Genomic DNA, 15,263 nt, shown 5'->3' with positions numbered 1-15,263 from the left:
ACGGGCCAGCTCTCATTTCCTCTGCTGATATTTCCTTGTCCGTGAATTGAAGACGTAATCGACCGCGGTTCCGGCGCCGCCGCCTTGAAAATTCACGGAAATGATGTCCTTGCCTTGTTCCACCCATTTCTGGACGTTCATGTAGATGGTCGTCATCAGCATACCGGCACTGCAAACGTCGTCATCGGCGAAGGTAATTTCCTGGACAACCTTGCGGCTGCTCTTTTTGATGACCTGCACTTTTTCCATGCAAAGGCCGGCGCTGGTATTCGTGTAGCTTCCCGAAAACCTGTCGGTGGCTGTCTGCGCCCAAAAGGGAATCTCGACAGTGCCGTCGATCTTTGCCTCGCCGGTGTCATCCAGGCTCGCTATTTTCTTGAGGGTGACGGCATATCTGTCCGTGCCCTTGCTCCAACTTCCGGTCACAGCGTTTCCATTGAGATCGAGGGAGAATGGGCATCTTGCAGCGTTGATGGGGGGACTCTGATAAAATTCCTTGTCGTTTGAAAACTCGCAAAGCACGAACCTGGTGCCGCTGACCGTGCCATACAGCGCAATCGGGATTTGCTTCGCGTCGTAGAAGTAGCTTCCATCGACCTTCGGCGCGCTGCCTAAGCTGTCATATGTCTGGATGGAGAAATGGATAGGAGATGCCCCGAGGAAACCCTCGTAGTTTTCCACGTGGTACCAACCCGCAACGGCTTTGCGTTGAGCAGCAACAAGCAAACGACCGTTGAGATAAAACGTCTTCCCACCCCAACCCCGCTGCGCTCCGCGACGGCAATCCGCCAACACTGCGTGACAGTTGCCTTGCGTCTCGGCAGCCGTCAACTGAAATCCGTGGTTCCTGATAAGTCAGGGAAAGATCGCAACCTTTTGAATTAGCGTTTCAAATTCACCACGATAACGCCGCCGAGCGCCAGCGCGCCGCCGAGAATGCCGAGCAGCGTCGGCACCTCGCCCAGCCAGAAGAAGCCGATCAGTGCCGACATCGGCGAGACCAGGTACAAGAAGTTCGAGGCACGCGCCGCCGGCAGACGCGACAGCGCAGTCGCCCAGGCCGCATAAGCGATCAGGCTCGGCACGATGCCGAGATAGATGACGGCGCCGAGGCCGGCGGTGTTGGCGACGGCGGCCTGCTGCAGAGCAGCGGGCAGGAAGGGCGCCAGGCAGAGCGCGCCGAGCACCATGTTGGACGCCGCGATGGTCAGCGGATTGTGGCGGGCAAACAGCGGCTTCTGGACGATGGTGTTGACGGCCGAGCAGAGTGCCGAGCCAAGCACCAGCAGCGCGCCGGCATTGAAATGCAGGCCATGCCCGTCGGCGATGGCGATGATGCCGATGCCGGCGAAGGAAATGACGGTCCCGATCCAGGCCAGGCCCGAGAAGCGCTCGCCAAGCAGCGCCATCGCCATGATGGCGGTGAAGATAGGGCTGACATTGATGATGAAGCCGGCTGCTCCGGCCGAGACGGTCTGCTCGCCGAAATTGAGCATCGCCGTGTAGAGCGCGACGAAAATGGAGCCGCCGAAGGCGAAGCGCCAGAAATCGGCGATCCTGGGCAGCGCCGGACGCTTGACGGCAAGGAAGATGGCAGCAGGCACGGCTGCTATGGCAAAGCGCAGGGCGCCAAGCTCCAACGGCTGGAAAGCGGCGAGCCCAGCCCGGATCGCCGGGAAGGCGGAGGCCCAGCCGATCACCGTGAGCGCCACGGCGATGGCGGCCGTGGTGTCCATCCGCTGTGTCGAATTCAACGTGCCTGTGGTTGCGCTCATCTCATTGCCCTCGGACTCTTCAGTCTCGGCAGCAGAAAACGCCCTTTCAGGTCAATTGACAAACGACCAAATCGAGGGTCACCTGTGAGCATGGATCACAGCTCGAACAGTATGCTGCCGCTGGAGACATTGCGCGCCTTCGACGCGGCGGCCCGGACGGGAAGCTTTTCGGCCGCCGCTGAAAAACTCAACCTCACCCATGGCGCCGTCAGCCGGCAGATCGCCAAGCTCGAGGACTGGCTTGGACTGAAGGTTTTCGAACGCGGCGCGCGCGGCGTGTCGCTGACCAACGAAGGCAATCGCCTTCATCTCAGGACCACCGAAGCCTTCGCACTGATATCGGTCACTTCGGATCGGTGGGTGGAGCCGCGCGGCACCGCCGTGGTGCGCCTGGCCTCCATTCCATCGGTGAGCGGCTTGTGGCTGATGCCGCGCATGGCAACGCTGGAAAACGACCCTACCCGCCTGCGCATCGTGCTCGACGTCGACAATCGTCAGGCCGATCTCGCCGACGAAGGCATCGATCTGTCGGTCCGCTGCGGTCGCGGCCGCGTCCCGGGCCGTGTCTCGGTGCAACTGTTCGAAGAACTTCTCTTCCCGATCGCCTCGCCGGGCCTCGCACGAGAAATCGGCGGTGGCGACCCGGCCCGGTTGCTCAAATTCCCGCTGATCAACGATTCCGACGCTTCGGGCTGGCGCGCCTGGTTCGCCGCGCAGGACATGGATTACCGGCCGCGCCCGCAAGACCGCCGCTTCGAAGACTACAATCTGGTGCTCGATGCCGCAGCCCATGGCCTCGGCATCGCGCTGGCGCGGCCGCCGCTCACCGAGCACCAGATAGAATCGGGGCGCCTCGTCGCCGTCGACGATCGCACCGCGCTCAATCCCGTTTCCTACTGGCTGGATCGTCCGGTCGGCCGACCGCGCGCGGCCGCCGCCGATCTCGCCAGGCGCATTGCCGAACAGGCCGGGCTTGCTTCGGCAAGGCTGGAAGCTTTCCTGCAGGATAACGATTAGGCTGCGACAGGTCTCGGAGACAATGCGTGGCGGTCCCCTGTCGGAAATCGCGTGATACCTGCTTAACGGAACAGAAAAAGCACAATCATGGTGGTCGCGGCCGAGACGATGGCCGTCACGATCGATATCGTCCACAGCGACGACGGAGCTGGCTCGGATCGTGGAGCATGGCCTGCCGGTCGGATGGAGGCGCCGCGCGGTTGCGGCGCGTTGGCGTTGGCCGCGACCAGCACCGCGGCGGAAGCGACCGCGGGCGAAAATGTGGACGAGGCCGACGCCGGCGCCAGTTTGGGTGTGCTGTCGGTGACCGTTATCTGCGGCGGGGCGAAGCCGCGCGAAGCCTGATCGGTGTCCGTACCTGTCCCACCCGTCGAGGCTCGTGGCGGTGCATGGTGGGTGGCGGCGTCAAGTTCCATGACGGCCCGGTAAGCATCCTCGATCTCGGAGGATGACAGGCGTTGCGACGTCTGAGCGGCCGGTCGCGGCAGCGAGCCTTGCAGCGCCTGGGCGGCGAACTGCGCCGATTGCACCATCGCGGGCGCCGGCGGCTGGACGAGCGCCTTGACCAGCGCCGCGGTCGCCGGGTCGGCCTTGAGGGAAGACACCGGCTGGGGCGTGAGTGCTTCTTTCAGCAAAGACGGCATGCTTGCATTGGCGATGTCCATGGCGCGTCCTGACAACCATTGTGCCAAAGGGCAATATTATATGAGCATTGCGCCAAGCTTGACCTTGCCCACGATTTATGGCGATTGAATCCCCGATGAACTCAAGTACCACCGCATGATGAACCGTTTCGAAGGCCCGGGCGGCAAGGAAGCCCGCATCCGCTATCTCGATGGCGATTTCCAGGTCACCAGCCCCGGCTCGTTCGTGCGCTGCGCCGTGACGGGCGAAAACATCCCATTGGACGAGCTGAAATACTGGAGCGTTGCCAGGCAGGAGCCCTACGTGAACGCGAGCGCATCGCTGCGCCGCGAAATCGAGGTGCATCCGGAACTGCGCAAGCGGGGTTAGCCTCTCAGCTTACGCTGGCGCCAGGCATCGAGCGTTTCCTCGATGATGCGTTCGGGAACGTGATCAAGCTCGAAAACCGTGTCGATTTCCAGCACGTCGAGACGGTCGAGAAAATCCTGCGGGGCGCCATGGCGCAACCGGGCGGCGTCCTTGGCGGTGGTGATCAGGCCAAGGCCTTCGGCCCGCGCCGTCACGGCCAGTTCGGCAAGCTCGTCCTCGGCATAGAAGTGATGGTCCGGAAAGGGCCTGGGCAGGGTCACTTCGCCGCCGGCCTCGCGCACCGTGTCGAAGAACTTTTCGGGATGACCGATGCCGGCAAAGGCCAGAAACCGCTTTCCGGCAAGCCCCGCCTTGCTGCTCGGCTCCGTGTGGGCTTCGAAGATCGGCCGGCCGGCACGCGCTGCCCGGCGGACCACGGCATCGGCGGCGGTGCCCTCGCCCATCTTCAGCAGCCCGCTGGTGAAGACCAGCTGGTCGACGATTTTGGCCCTGAGCGGACCGCCCGGGATGACGCGGCCATTGCCGATCCCATAACGGGCGTCGACCACGACCAGGGCATAATCGATGTGAATGCGCGCGCTCTGGAAGCCGTCGTCCATGATCAGGAAATCACAGCCGTGCTTTTCCAGCAGCAGCCGGGCGCCGGCGGCACGGTTCGGCGTCACTGCAACCGGGGCATGTTCGGCCAACAGAAGCGGCTCGTCGCCGACGTGCTTGGCGCTGTCATGACGGATATCGACGACATGCGGTTCGGCGAAGGAACCGCCATGGCCGCGCGACAGGAAACCTGGCTTCAGCCGCATGCGCTTGGCCTGTTGGGCGAGCGCGATCGCCACCGGCGTCTTGCCGGTGCCGCCAACGGTGAAATTGCCGACGCACAAAACCGGCGCCTGGATCTTCTCGCGTCGGGCCCGCCGCATGCCGCGACCGGCGACCAGCGCATAGACAGCCGACAGTGGCGATAGCGCCAAGACTTTCCAGTCCGGCTCTTCCCACCAGAATGGTGGTGCTTCCGAGGCCACGCTAACGCCCGTTCGCGCCCTTCAGGCGCGCCTTGACCACCAGCGGCTGGATATAGGGTTCGAGCGATTTGAGTGTGCGTGCCAGTGCGCCGCGCATCTCATCGACAGTCGCGATTCCCGCCGCCATCATCTCGTGGCGAGCCACTTCGTTGGTCAGGAGGAAATTGACGGCGCCAGCCAGCATGTCGCGGTCGCGCACCAGCTTGGCGCCGCCGCTGTCGAGCAGGCGTTGATAGGCCTCGCGAAAATTCTGCACGTTGCGCCCGGCGAGAACCGCCGTGTCGAGCATGGCCGGCTCGAGCGGATTCTGCCCGCCTTCGGAGGTCAGCGAACGGCCGACGAAAGCGATTTCGGTCAACCGGAGGTACAAGCCCATTTCCCCGATCGTATCGCCAAGCAGGATATCGGTGTCGGGGCCGATACGGTCACCCTTGCTGCGCCGTGCGACCTTCAGCCCCATGCCGGAAATCTGCGCGGCAAGGGCTTCGGCCCGATCGGGATGGCGCGGAACGACGATCGTCAAAAGGCCCTGGTGACGCTTGTGCAGCGTCGCGTGGACTTCCGCGGCGACAACTTCCTCGCCATCATGGGTCGAGATCGCCGCCCAGGTCGGCCGACCGCCGATCTGCCGCTGCAAAGTGGCAAGCGCCCGTTGGTCGACCGGCGGCGGGTTGGTGTCGACCTTGAGATTGCCCGACACCGTGACCGGCCGGGCGCCGAGCGCGCGAAAACGCTCGCCGTCGACGTCGGATTGCGCAACGACATGGGCCAGATTCTCGAACAGCGCCTCGGCGATGTTGGCCCGCTTCTTCCACGAGGTGAACGAGCGATCAGAGAGCCTGCCATTGACCAGCACCTGCGGCACGTGGCGCGCACCGAGTTCGAGGATGGTCATCGGCCAGATCTCGGATTCGGCGATGATCGCCAGATCAGGTTTCCAGTGATCGAGGAAGCGGCTGACCGCCGGCTTCAGATCGAGCGGCACATATTGGTGGATGATGCGGTCGCCGAGCCGCTCGTCCACGACCTGGGCGGAGGTCACCGTGCCGGTCGTCAGCACGATGTTGACGCCATAGTCGAGGATGCTTTCGACCAGCGGCACGACGGCCAAGGTCTCGCCGACGCTCGCGGCATGGATCCAGATCACCGGCCCCTCGGGGCGCGGGCGGCCGGCGACGCCATAGCGCTCGCGCCTTCGGTTGCGGTCTTCCTTGCCGCGCGAGGTGCGCCAGGCGACGTAAGGCCCGACCAGGGGATAGGCGGCCGCGCCGGCAAAACGGTATGCCGACAGCATGGTACGTGCCCAGCGGCCGCTCACCGCGGATCATCCACGAGACGGTAGGCCTCGGCGGTCGCGGCGTTGAGGGCGGCCGTCACTTCCTGGCGCTTGCGCTCCATTTCGGCATCGTCGGCATCCGCCGCCACAAAGATCGGCGTGCCGATGGTCACGGCGGAGCGGCCGAAGGGCAGGTTGATGGTGGTTTTGTCCCAGCTCTTTTCCAGCACCTTGCGGCGGCTGGTGGCGATGGCGACGGGTAGCAGCGGCCGGCCGGAGAGGCGAGCCAAAAGAACGATACCGAGCCCTGCATCGCGAGGGGTACCGTGGGGAATGTCTGCGATCATGGCGACGTTCTTGCCTGCGGTGAGCGACTTTTTGAGGGCGATGAGGGCCTTGGCCCCGCCCTTGTCGAGATGCCTGGCATTCTCGCGCCCGCCCGAACCGCGCACCGCCTCGATGCCGAATTTCTCCAGCATCAGGGCGTTGAGTTCGGCATCGGCGCTGCGCGACACCATGGCGACCAGCGGCTTGCGCTTGGGGTAATAGGCCGGCGTCAAAAGATGCTGGCCATGCCACAGAGCAATGATCCCCGGCTCGAACTCGGCATAGGCGCCGCCCGCAAAGCGCGCCGATCCGGCGACCAGGGGGCTGGTCAGGCGAACCAGCCGCACGAACTGTGCGAGCAGGCTGGCAATGGCGTTCTTGACGAATCGGGATTGCGCGAGCGGCTCGCGAATCCTGCGCCAGAAAGCCTTGGTCGTGCGGCTGCCGCCCCTGCCCGTGGGCGCGGCCTCGCTGGCTGGCTCTTTCGCCAGATCACGCTCCATCGAAGTCAACCGGCGGCCTTGCTATCGGGATCCAGCAGACGGTGCAGATGAACGACGAAATAACGCATATGGGCATTGTCCACGCTGGCTTGTGCCTTGGCTTTCCACGCGGTGTGCGCGGATTGATAGTCGGGATAGACACCAACGATGTCGAGCGCGTCGAGATCGCGGAACTCGGTGCCGCCAAGCTTCTTGAGTTCGCCGCCGAACACCAGATGCAAAAGCTGTTTCTTTCCGTCTTCCGCGGCCATGTCGGTCCTTCACATATCGTGAGTTTGTCACAGGTCTAGACCAAAGCCGCCGACTTTGGAACCTTCGAAAATGCTTTCAGCAATCCAGCCCGGCGATGACATCGACAAGCACCGCCAGCAGGTCCCCGCTGCCGGCGGCGAGCGCGCCGTGACGGATCACCTCGCCGGCATAGAGCGGCGCCCGGCCATTCGGGTCGAGCAGCTGGCCGCCCGCTTCGCGCAGGATGAGATCGGCGGCGGCGATGTCCCAATCATGCGCGTTCGGCTTGACGAACGTTGCGTCGAGCGTCCCGTTGGCGATCATCGCCAGGCGGTAGGCGAGCGAGGGGATGTAGGGTGCCCGCTGCAGCCGGCTCTGCCAGCCGGCAGGCACCATGTCGATCAACTGCTTCAACCCTGAAATTTCAGCCTTGTCCTCAGGCTTGCGTACCGCGATGCGCTTGCCGTTGCGGAAGGCGCCCTGGCCGGGTAGCGCCCAGTAAGTCTCATCCATGGCCGGACATTCGAGCACGCCGGCGAGCGTGCGGCCAAGCTCAACGACGGCAACGCTGACGCACCAAGTGGGCTGGCCTTCGAGGAAGCCGCGCGTGCCGTCGATCGGGTCGACAACGAAGGTGCGGCGCGCCGAAAGCCGTGCCGGGTCGTCGGTCGTCTCTTCCGACAGCCAGCCATAATCCGGCCGTGCCGCAAGCAGCGTCTGGCGCAGATACGCATCGGCGGCATGATCGGCTTCGCTGACCGGCGAGGTACCGCCCTTCATCCAGACCTGAGGATTGTTGCCGAAGTAGCGCATGGCGATAAGACCGGCCTCGCGGGCGGCGTCGCGCAGCAGCGGCAGGTCCTGATCGGCACCGGCAGTGGTCAGATCATGCTCCGGCAAGGGTCATGCCTTCGATCAGGAGCGTCGGGGCGGCAGTACCGAAATTTCGGTCGAGGTCATTCGCCGGCACCATGTTGAGGAACATCGTCTTCAGGTTCGAGGCGATGGTGACTTCGGCGACCGGATAGGCAAGCGCGCCATTTTCGATCCAGAAGCCGGATGCGCCGCGGCTGTATTCGCCGGTGAGCATGTCGACACCCTGGCCAAACACTTCGGTGACGTAGAAGCCGGTCTTGAGCGAGCCGATCAGGTCTTCTGGCGAGCGCTCGCCCGCCTCGATGGCAAGGTTCGTCGACGACGGCGAGACGGAGGAGCCGCCGCGCGCGCCGCGACCGTTGGTGACAAGGCCGAGCTCCCGGGCAGCCGAAGTCGACAGGAACCAGTGGTTGAGGACACCCTTTTCAATCATCAGGAGCTTCTCGCCCTCGACGCCTTCGCCATCGAATGGGCGCGAGGCCTGGCCACGGCGCCGCAACGGGTCGTCGGTGACGGTGATGGCGGCAGCGGCCACCTGCTTGCCCATCATGTCGCGCAGGAACGAGGTCTTGCGTGCGACGGAAGCGCCGTTGATGGCGCCGGCGATATGGCCGGCAATGCCGCGCGCGACGCGCGGGTCGAACACCACGTCGACCGGTCCGGTCGCCGCCTTCCGCGCGCCAAGGCGGCGCACCGCCCGTTCGCCGGCCTTGCGGCCGATGTCCTCGGGTGAGTCGAGATCGGCAAAATGCTGGCGCGAGGAGAATTCATAGTCGCGCTCCATGCCGGTGCCCTCGCCGGCGATCACGCTGGCCGAGCGCGCAAAGCGCGAGCCGACATAGTGGCCGAGAAAACCGTGCGAGGTGGCCAGAACCAGCCCGCCAAGCCCGGCGCTGGCATTGCTGCCGGACGAATTGGTCACGCCCTTGACGGCGAGAGCCGCCGCTTCGGCCGCAAGCGCGGCTTCTTTCAACTGGTCGGCCGACACTTCGGTCGCGTCGAACAGGTCCAGATCGCGCGTCTGCCTGGCGAGCAGCGCAGGGTCGGCAAGACCCTGGTAGGGATCCTCGGGAGACACCTTGGCCATGGCGACGGCACGCTCGGCAAGCGCCTTCGGATCGGACGCGGCGGTCGCCGATACGCTGGCCACACGCTGGCCGACGAAGACCCGCAGCGAAACATCGTCGCCCTCGGAAGCCTCGGTGTTTTCGACCTTGCCAAGCCGCACCGAGACGCCGGTCGAGCGGCCACGCACCGCGACGGCGTCCGCGGCATCGGCGCCGGCGCGTTTGGCGGCCTCGACCAGGGCCGCGACGCGGTCCGTCAATTTCGCGGCGTCCAGCTTGTCGGTCATGCACTTGATCCTGTTTCTTCAGCCTGTCCGGAAGGCAGGTGCTGCCGCACCATCTATTGTTCCAATGCCGCTTGTGCAATGGCAGAAGGGCAATCAGGATGTCGCGACCAAACCGCCATCGAATTGCCCGCAAAGAGCGGACGTCGCGGTTTTTGCCTATCTGGAGCCTTTGCCATGACGCCTTTCCATCTTGCCTTTCCGGTTCGTGATCTCGATGAAACCCGAACTTTCTATGGCGAGGTGCTGGGCTGCGCGATCGGCCGCTCGTCAGCGACCTGGGTCGATTTCGACCTTTACGGCCACCAGATGTCGGCGCATCTGCGCCCCGCGCAAGCCGCCAGTGACGGCAAGGTCGACGGTATCACCGTGCCGATCCCGCATTTTGGCGCTGTGCTCTTGATGGACGACTGGCAGCGCCTTGCCACTCGGCTGGAAGCGCGCGACGACATAGACTGGCTGGAGCGGCCAATGGTGCGTTTCAAGGGTGAGCCCGGCGAACAGGCGACATTGTTTATCCGGGACCCCTCGGGCAATGCCCTGGAATTCAAGGGCTTTCGCTCGCTCGAGCAGGTTTTCGCGCATTGAAGTCAGAGGGGCAGCAGCCTGTCGTTCAAGATGCCGCGACCGGCGTCCAGATCACGTCCTCGATCTTGTGAGCGCCGGTCGCCAGCATCACCAGCCGGTCGAAGCCGAGCGCGATGCCGCTGGCCTGCGGCATGATGGCAAGGGCCGCCAGAAAATCCTCGTCCAGCGGGTAGCGCTCACCATAGACGCGCTCTTTCTCGTCCATCTCTATGATGAAGCGCCGGCGCTGCTCGGCTGCGTCGGTCAACTCGCCAAAGCCGTTGGCAAGCTCGACGCCGCAGCAATAGAGCTCGAAACGTTCGGCGACGCGTGGATCTCCGGGGCCCGGCCGGGCGAGTGCCGCCTCGGCGACCGGATATTCGCACAGGATGGTCGCCCGCCCCTGCCCGAGAAGCGGCTCGATCTTTTCCACCATCACGCGGCTGAACAAATCCGCCCAGCTGTCGTCGGGCGCGGTGCGCAAGCCGGCCTGGATCAGTGCCGCATGAAGCGCGTCCCGGTCCGTGCCGCCATCGACGGCGACCGTGGCCAGCAGATCGATGCCGGCATGGCGGCTGAAGACATCCGCCACGGTCAACCGCTCCGGTTCGGCAAACGGATCGCAGTCGCGGCCCCGGAAAGAAAAGCGCGCGGCTCCTGCCCTCATCGCGGCCAACGCCAGCAGCGCTGCGCAATCGCGCATCAGGCTCTCATAGGTCTCGCCCACCCGGTACCATTCGAGCATGGTGAATTCGGGATGATGCAAGGGGCCGCGCTCACGATTGCGGTAGACCGGACCCAGGCTGAAAATGCGCTGTTCGCCCGCGGCGAGCAGCTTCTTGCAGGCGAATTCCGGCGAGGTGTGGAGATAAAGCGGCGAGCGGATGCCATCCGGCCCGACCGCTTCCGTGGCGAAAGCCGCCAGATGCGCCTCGTTGCCGGGCGAGACCTGCAGCGCGGCTGTCTCCACCTCGATGAAGTCGTTGCGGGCGAACCAGTCGCGCAAGGCAGCCGTCAGCCCGTTGCGCAGCATCAGGCGCGGACGGCGGTCGGCATGGACATGCGGCGTCCACCAGGGCGACGCGGCGGTCATGAGCGGATTGAAGGCATGCAGGTGCGACCCATGTCAGTTCGCCCCATGTCGGTTCGCCCCATGTCGGTTCGCCCCAGGCCAGTTCGCATTGAGGGGCTGGCGGTTCGCGCCAAGATGCGCTAGGCCCCCATCCAGCGCCGCACAAGCCGGCAAACGCCAGTCAACTCTCGCAGGATTTAAAACCGTGGTGAAAGTCATCGCCAGTTCGCTCCGCAAAGGCAATGTCGTCGACAAGGACGGCAAGCTTTATGTGATCCTCTTTGCCGAAAACATCCACCCAGGCAAGGGCACGCCGGTGACGCAGCTCGACATGCGGCGTATCGGCGACGGGGTGAAGGTGTCGGAGCGCTACCGGACCACCGAACAGGTGGAGCGCGCCTATGTCGAGGAGCGCGAGCACACCTTCCTCTACGCCGACGGCGAAGGCTATCACTTCATGAATCCGGAAACCTACGACCAGGTGGCGGTGTCGGAAGCCGTGGTCGGTGACGCGGCACCTTATCTGAAGGAAGGCATGCCGGTGCAGGTGTCCCAGTTCAACGGCATCGCGATCTCCCTGGTGCTACCGCAGCGCGCCACCTTCGAAGTGGTCGAGACCGAGCCGACGACCAAGGGCCAGACGGCATCGTCCTCCTACAAGCCGGCCGTGCTCTCCAACGGCGTGCGCACCACCGTGCCGCCCCACATCGCGCCCGGCACCCGCGTGGTGGTGATGACGGCCGATGGGTCCTATGTGGAGCGAGCGAAGGACTGAGGGGGACCGGCGCGTCAGCGAAGCACTACTGCTTGAAACAGTGCTCGCGGTGCCATTGCAAGAAATGAGGATGCGGGCGTTCGAGTTGTCGGCGAGGCGGAAGTGCGCGGCGGGTCTTGTTTACGAACCCTCGCACGCTCTCATGGTCATTGACCTGCCGCGAGATCAGGATTTCCAGATCGTCGGAGAGGCTGATCAATCCGCGATCGAACATCCAATGCGCCGTACCTGATAGTGCGAGCCCATTGTTGACGACATCAGGCCCGTTCGCTTCGACGGGTCGAATATGAGCCGCGGCAACTTCCGCCCGACCACCGCCATTTATCAACTTCAGTCCCGTGATCGCGCAACGCTCATCATAGGCGCGCAAGACGATGCGACGGAAAATGCGATCCCGTACGATTCGAGATCCGATGTAACTTATGCGGTCGCGGCTGTGCTCGAACTGGAATGGCGCCTCTTCATCCTGAAATCCTGATGAAATGCCAATTTTATCGACGCGTGGCAGCAACGGCTCGCGGGCGTCAAGGCCCAGATCGAGAATACGGTTGAAGTCGCTCGGGCTGATCGATCGGACGGCCGATTGAGCGCGACCAGAAATCCGTCCCTGGCCGTTGAGCAAACCTCGCTCAACGAGCCCGTCCGTCCCATTGAATGGAACGGGATTGGCGAAATCGAGATATGATCCCGGCTCAATCAAAGCGAGATACATACCAGGTGCCACAGGGTCAGGGATAATCTGCTGGACTTTCGCCAGGGCAAAATAGCCACGGGTATCGTCGACCTTGCTAGGTTCATAGTAGATGATCCAATCGCCGACACATGCCTCCACACGACGCAGATACTGGCTGGGGAACTGATACTGCTCAGCGGGGCTGTCATCGTAGATCGAATCTGAGCGGTGAATGAAGACCCCGAATCCCATGATCTTCCTACAGCTTGAGAATATCAGCTGAGGTCTAGCACCAAAATTCGACTTTGGAGCCCAATTTACCAGAGAAACCCCTTCTCTGACAAACCACCTCGATTTTTCAGGGCATGTAGTAAAAGGCCCGTGTGGTTCGTCCTTTGAGCGAACAGGAGAACGCCATGCGAAAACTCATCGTCACCGAATTCATCAGCGTCGATGGCATTGCCGAGGTCGAGAGGCTTCCGGCCGTTGTCTGGAACGATGAGATGAACAGGTTCAAGGAGGAAGAGCTTGCCGACAGCAGCGCCATGCTTCTGGGGCGCACGACCTATCAGATTTTTGCCGGCTCATGGCCCAAGGAAGCCGGGGATTTTGCCGACCGATTCAACGCACTGCCGAAATACGTCGCCTCAACGAGTTTAAAGGCGCTTGACTGGAAACCGGCCGAGCTCCTCAGGGGTGCGTTGCCGGAAGCGGTGAGGACGCTGAAGCAAGGCAGCGGCGGCAACATCTATGTGCATGGCAGCCTCAGCGTCGCGCAGGAATTGCTGCGCCACGGGCTGGTCGACCGCGTCAGGCTGCTCAGCTATCCCGGCGCCGTCGGCCAGGGCAAGCCGCTGTTCCCGCAGGGGGAACAAGTGCCGCTCGATCTGATTTTGGCCAAACCGTTCAGCAACGGCGTTGTTGCGCTGGAGTATGCGCCGGTGACGGCGAAGCCTTAGTCGGCCTCCAGGCGTCGATGACGATAATGCAGGGCAGGATTGCGGCGTGCACCGCTCAACCGGCCTTCTTCCCTCGCCTCCCCTTTCGGCCTCCAGGCGTCGATGACGATAATGTACGACAGGATTGCGGCGTGCACCGCTCAACCGGCCTTCTTCCCTCGCCTCCCCTTGATGGCAGCGCCATTCCGCGCCTCCACCACCCTCGCCACCTCCCGCTTCAGCCGATCCTTGATTTCAACGGTCTCGTTCATCAAGGCATCGATCTTCAGGAAATCGAGCACCCGGTATTTGGACACCGCCGGGCGGACCAGTATATCGGGCTGGCATTGTTTCAGCTTGTTGGCGATGATCGACTGCATCATCAGCTGCGTGGCGCCGAACATTAGGTCGACGGAGGTCGGCTGTTTTCGGTCGGCCTCTTCCGGCGCGCCGACCACGTCGACGCCGATGATGATGTCGGCATCCTTCTCGATCAGATCGAACGGCACGGGGTTGTAGATGCCGCCGTCGATCAGCAGTCTGCCGTCACGCATCACGGGGCGGAAGACGGCGGGGATGGCGGCCGAGGCGGCAAGGGCCGAGTGCAGGTCGCCATCGTCGAACACGGCGAGCTTGTGGCCGAAATAGTCCGTCGCCGTCACCTTCAGCGGGATTTTCAATTCGGCGAAGGTTTCGGGAATGGCTTCGGGCAAAAAGGCCTTGAGGATGCGCTCGACATTGAACTGGCTGACCCGGATGCCATTTTGCATGGCTTCCGCGATCGTGCCTGGCCGTGCCCGCCACATGCGGCTCGCCACCTGGGCGCGCCGGCCGAGGATCGAGCGGGCATAGTCGTGCATGTCCTTGCCGGTCATGCCCGAGGCCATGCCGGCGCCCATGACGGCGCCGATCGAGGAGCCGGCTATCGCCACCGGCTTGATGCCGAGTTCGTTCAGCGCCTCGATGACGTGGATATGCGCCAGGCCGCGCGCGCCGCCGCCACCGAAAGCTATGCCGAAAGTCGGACTCATCCCTTGCCGGCTCCCGCCAGCGGCGGTCCGACCACCATGATGGTCGGCTCGGCGGTCAGCAGCTTCTTCGCCTCCGCCTTGACCTGATCGAGCGTCACCGCGTTGATATAGCCGGTACGGCGCTGCATATAGTCGATGCCGAGATCGTCGAGCTGCAACTCGACCAGCGTCGCGGCGATGGCACTCGACGAATCCAGATTGCTGATGGCATAGGCGCCGATCAGATATTTCTTGGTCGCCGCCAGTTCGGCCTCCGTCGGACCGTCCTGCGCTAACCGCTTGACGACGTCGCGTACGATGCCGAGCGTCTCGGCGGCGCGGTCGGAACGAGTTCCGGTGGTGACGATCAGCGCGTCGGCGTGGTCCTGGTTTACCAGCGAGGAATTGACGCTGTAGGCCAGCCCGCGCTTTTCGCGCACCTCCTGGAACAGGCGCGAGGTGAAAGTGCCGCCGCCAAGGATTTCATTCATCAGCGCGGCCGGGAAGAAATCCGCCGACTTGCGCTTCACGCCGGGCCAGGCGAGCTGCAGCGAGGTCTGCGGCAGGTCGTAATTGACCTCGATATGCTGCGCCAGCCTGGGCTCGATATCGGCGACAGGGGCGAGTGTCTGGTTCTGCGGCAGATCGCCGAACACCATGTCGAGCTTCTTCTTCAGCGTCTCGGCGTCGATGGCGCCGACCACGGCGACATGCAGGCCGCCCAGCCCGAACACCGCCTTGTGCAGGGCCTCGAGATCGGCCTGCGTGATGGCGGCGATGCTCTGCCTGGTGCCCTGATCGGAGCGCGAATAGGGGTGGTCGCCATAGACGGCGCG

The 15,263-nt window shown here is 63.7% G+C and carries 18 protein-coding genes; 5 read left to right on the top strand and 13 right to left on the bottom strand.

The features are described 5' to 3' along the window. Positions 1-12: 12 nt before the first annotated feature. A complete protein-coding gene (locus O7A60_RS18185) occupies positions 13-831 on the bottom strand; it encodes a hypothetical protein (RefSeq protein WP_337107408.1) in 819 nt (272 codons plus the stop codon). A 50-nt stretch (positions 832-881) separates the two neighbouring features. After that, positions 882-1,775, bottom strand: a complete 894-nt coding sequence (locus O7A60_RS18180; protein WP_337107407.1) for a DMT family transporter — start codon at positions 1,773-1,775, stop codon at positions 882-884. Between the two features lie 90 nt (positions 1,776-1,865). Here O7A60_RS18180 and O7A60_RS18175 point away from each other — a divergent pair, with 90 nt between their 5' ends. Next, positions 1,866-2,792 (top strand): LysR substrate-binding domain-containing protein, encoded by a 927-nt coding sequence (locus O7A60_RS18175; protein WP_337107406.1) that lies wholly within the window; start codon positions 1,866-1,868, stop codon positions 2,790-2,792. Between the two features lie 62 nt (positions 2,793-2,854). Here O7A60_RS18175 and O7A60_RS18170 read toward each other — a convergent pair whose 3' ends face one another. Then, positions 2,855-3,457, bottom strand: coding sequence for a hypothetical protein (locus tag O7A60_RS18170; protein WP_337107405.1), 603 nt, complete (start codon positions 3,455-3,457; stop codon positions 2,855-2,857). Positions 3,458-3,572: 115 nt separating this feature from the next. On the opposite strand from O7A60_RS18170, the gene O7A60_RS18165 reads away from it, so the two are divergent. Beyond that, positions 3,573-3,806 (top strand): DUF2093 domain-containing protein, encoded by a 234-nt coding sequence (locus O7A60_RS18165; RefSeq protein WP_027143200.1) that lies wholly within the window; start codon positions 3,573-3,575, stop codon positions 3,804-3,806. Here O7A60_RS18165 and lpxK read toward each other — a convergent pair. The 6 genes from lpxK to O7A60_RS18135 all read right to left on the bottom strand — a co-directional run bounded on the left by lpxK (position 3,803) and on the right by O7A60_RS18135 (position 9,395). Then, on the bottom strand, positions 3,803-4,828 hold the full coding sequence (gene lpxK / locus O7A60_RS18160; RefSeq protein WP_337107404.1) for a tetraacyldisaccharide 4'-kinase: 1,026 nt from the start codon (positions 4,826-4,828) through the stop codon (positions 3,803-3,805). The two genes, O7A60_RS18165 and lpxK, sit on opposite strands and share 4 nt — an antisense overlap. Position 4,829: 1 nt before the next feature. Then, positions 4,830-6,146: a lipid IV(A) 3-deoxy-D-manno-octulosonic acid transferase gene (gene waaA, locus O7A60_RS18155; RefSeq protein WP_337107403.1), complete on the bottom strand. Its 1,317-nt coding sequence runs from the start codon at positions 6,144-6,146 to the stop codon at positions 4,830-4,832. After that, on the bottom strand, positions 6,143-6,934 hold the full coding sequence (locus O7A60_RS18150; protein ID WP_337107402.1) for a lysophospholipid acyltransferase family protein: 792 nt from the start codon (positions 6,932-6,934) through the stop codon (positions 6,143-6,145). Before O7A60_RS18150 ends, waaA begins: the two co-directional genes overlap by 4 nt. A 5-nt stretch (positions 6,935-6,939) precedes the next feature. Next, entirely contained in the window at positions 6,940-7,185 is a 246-nt protein-coding gene (locus O7A60_RS18145; RefSeq protein WP_015318348.1) for a DUF4170 domain-containing protein, read from the bottom strand. A 76-nt stretch (positions 7,186-7,261) separates the two neighbouring features. Next, positions 7,262-8,065 carry a 3'(2'),5'-bisphosphate nucleotidase CysQ gene (locus O7A60_RS18140; protein WP_337107401.1) on the bottom strand — a complete coding sequence of 268 codons (804 nt, stop codon included), beginning with the start codon at positions 8,063-8,065 and terminating at the stop codon, positions 7,262-7,264. Then, positions 8,052-9,395, bottom strand: coding sequence for a TldD/PmbA family protein (locus tag O7A60_RS18135; protein WP_337107400.1), 1,344 nt, complete (start codon positions 9,393-9,395; stop codon positions 8,052-8,054). Before O7A60_RS18135 ends, O7A60_RS18140 begins: the two co-directional genes overlap by 14 nt. A gap of 174 nt (positions 9,396-9,569) precedes the next feature. Here O7A60_RS18135 and O7A60_RS18130 point away from each other — a divergent pair, with 174 nt between their 5' ends. Next, complete coding sequence (locus O7A60_RS18130; RefSeq protein ID WP_140507312.1) at positions 9,570-9,980, top strand: VOC family protein; 411 nt, start codon at positions 9,570-9,572, stop codon at positions 9,978-9,980. A gap of 25 nt (positions 9,981-10,005) precedes the next feature. On the opposite strand, the gene epmA is transcribed toward O7A60_RS18130, so the two are convergent. Then, positions 10,006-11,052: an EF-P lysine aminoacylase EpmA gene (epmA, locus tag O7A60_RS18125; protein WP_337107399.1), complete on the bottom strand. Its 1,047-nt coding sequence runs from the start codon at positions 11,050-11,052 to the stop codon at positions 10,006-10,008. Between the two features lie 184 nt (positions 11,053-11,236). On the opposite strand from epmA, the gene efp reads away from it, so the two are divergent. After that, the gene (gene efp / locus O7A60_RS18120) at positions 11,237-11,806 is read left to right on the top strand and encodes an elongation factor P (RefSeq protein WP_084636569.1); all 570 of its coding nucleotides are present in this window, start codon (positions 11,237-11,239) and stop codon (positions 11,804-11,806) included. Between the two features lie 25 nt (positions 11,807-11,831). On the opposite strand, the gene O7A60_RS18115 is transcribed toward efp, so the two are convergent. Then, positions 11,832-12,731, bottom strand: coding sequence for an HNH endonuclease (locus O7A60_RS18115; RefSeq protein WP_337107398.1), 900 nt, complete (start codon positions 12,729-12,731; stop codon positions 11,832-11,834). A gap of 164 nt (positions 12,732-12,895) precedes the next feature. Between O7A60_RS18115 and O7A60_RS18110 the strand changes: the two genes are divergently transcribed. Beyond that, on the top strand, positions 12,896-13,438 hold the full coding sequence (locus O7A60_RS18110) for a dihydrofolate reductase family protein (RefSeq protein WP_337107397.1): 543 nt from the start codon (positions 12,896-12,898) through the stop codon (positions 13,436-13,438). 140 nt (positions 13,439-13,578) lie between these two features. Here the strand turns inward: O7A60_RS18110 and O7A60_RS18105 are convergent, their stop codons facing one another. Both O7A60_RS18105 and O7A60_RS18100 read right to left on the bottom strand, forming a co-directional pair. After that, positions 13,579-14,448 carry a patatin-like phospholipase family protein gene (locus tag O7A60_RS18105; protein ID WP_337107396.1) on the bottom strand — a complete coding sequence of 290 codons (870 nt, stop codon included), beginning with the start codon at positions 14,446-14,448 and terminating at the stop codon, positions 13,579-13,581. Next, the coding region (locus O7A60_RS18100) for a M16 family metallopeptidase (protein WP_337107395.1) at positions 14,445-15,263 on the bottom strand (819 nt) is incomplete at its 5' end. The genes O7A60_RS18105 and O7A60_RS18100, both read right to left, overlap by 4 nt.

The sequence above is a fragment of the Mesorhizobium salmacidum (SeqCode) genome (genome assembly GCF_037179605.1).
Taxonomy (GTDB): Bacteria; Pseudomonadota; Alphaproteobacteria; order Rhizobiales; family Rhizobiaceae; genus Mesorhizobium; species Mesorhizobium salmacidum.
Note: the sequence above shows the minus strand (reverse complement) of the source record. Positions and strands in the feature narration are given on the sequence as shown.

What these genes read in the sequence shown, in the direction of transcription:
- O7A60_RS18180 (WP_337107407.1), bottom strand. Translation starts at nt 1,775, where the DNA reads ATGAGCGCAACCACAGGCACGTTGAATTCGACACAGCGGATGGACACC.
- O7A60_RS18175 (WP_337107406.1), top strand. Translation starts at nt 1,866, where the DNA reads ATGGATCACAGCTCGAACAGTATGCTGCCGCTGGAGACATTGCGCGCC.
- O7A60_RS18170 (WP_337107405.1), bottom strand. Translation starts at nt 3,457, where the DNA reads ATGGACATCGCCAATGCAAGCATGCCGTCTTTGCTGAAAGAAGCACTC.
- O7A60_RS18165 (WP_027143200.1), top strand. Translation starts at nt 3,573, where the DNA reads ATGATGAACCGTTTCGAAGGCCCGGGCGGCAAGGAAGCCCGCATCCGC.
- O7A60_RS18150 (WP_337107402.1), bottom strand. Translation starts at nt 6,934, where the DNA reads ATGGAGCGTGATCTGGCGAAAGAGCCAGCCAGCGAGGCCGCGCCCACG.
- O7A60_RS18145 (WP_015318348.1), bottom strand. Translation starts at nt 7,185, where the DNA reads ATGGCCGCGGAAGACGGAAAGAAACAGCTTTTGCATCTGGTGTTCGGC.
- O7A60_RS18135 (WP_337107400.1), bottom strand. Translation starts at nt 9,395, where the DNA reads ATGACCGACAAGCTGGACGCCGCGAAATTGACGGACCGCGTCGCGGCC.
- O7A60_RS18130 (WP_140507312.1), top strand. Translation starts at nt 9,570, where the DNA reads ATGACGCCTTTCCATCTTGCCTTTCCGGTTCGTGATCTCGATGAAACC.
- epmA (WP_337107399.1), bottom strand. Translation starts at nt 11,052, where the DNA reads ATGACCGCCGCGTCGCCCTGGTGGACGCCGCATGTCCATGCCGACCGC.
- O7A60_RS18115 (WP_337107398.1), bottom strand. Translation starts at nt 12,731, where the DNA reads ATGGGATTCGGGGTCTTCATTCACCGCTCAGATTCGATCTACGATGAC.
- O7A60_RS18110 (WP_337107397.1), top strand. Translation starts at nt 12,896, where the DNA reads ATGCGAAAACTCATCGTCACCGAATTCATCAGCGTCGATGGCATTGCC.
- O7A60_RS18105 (WP_337107396.1), bottom strand. Translation starts at nt 14,448, where the DNA reads ATGAGTCCGACTTTCGGCATAGCTTTCGGTGGCGGCGGCGCGCGCGGC.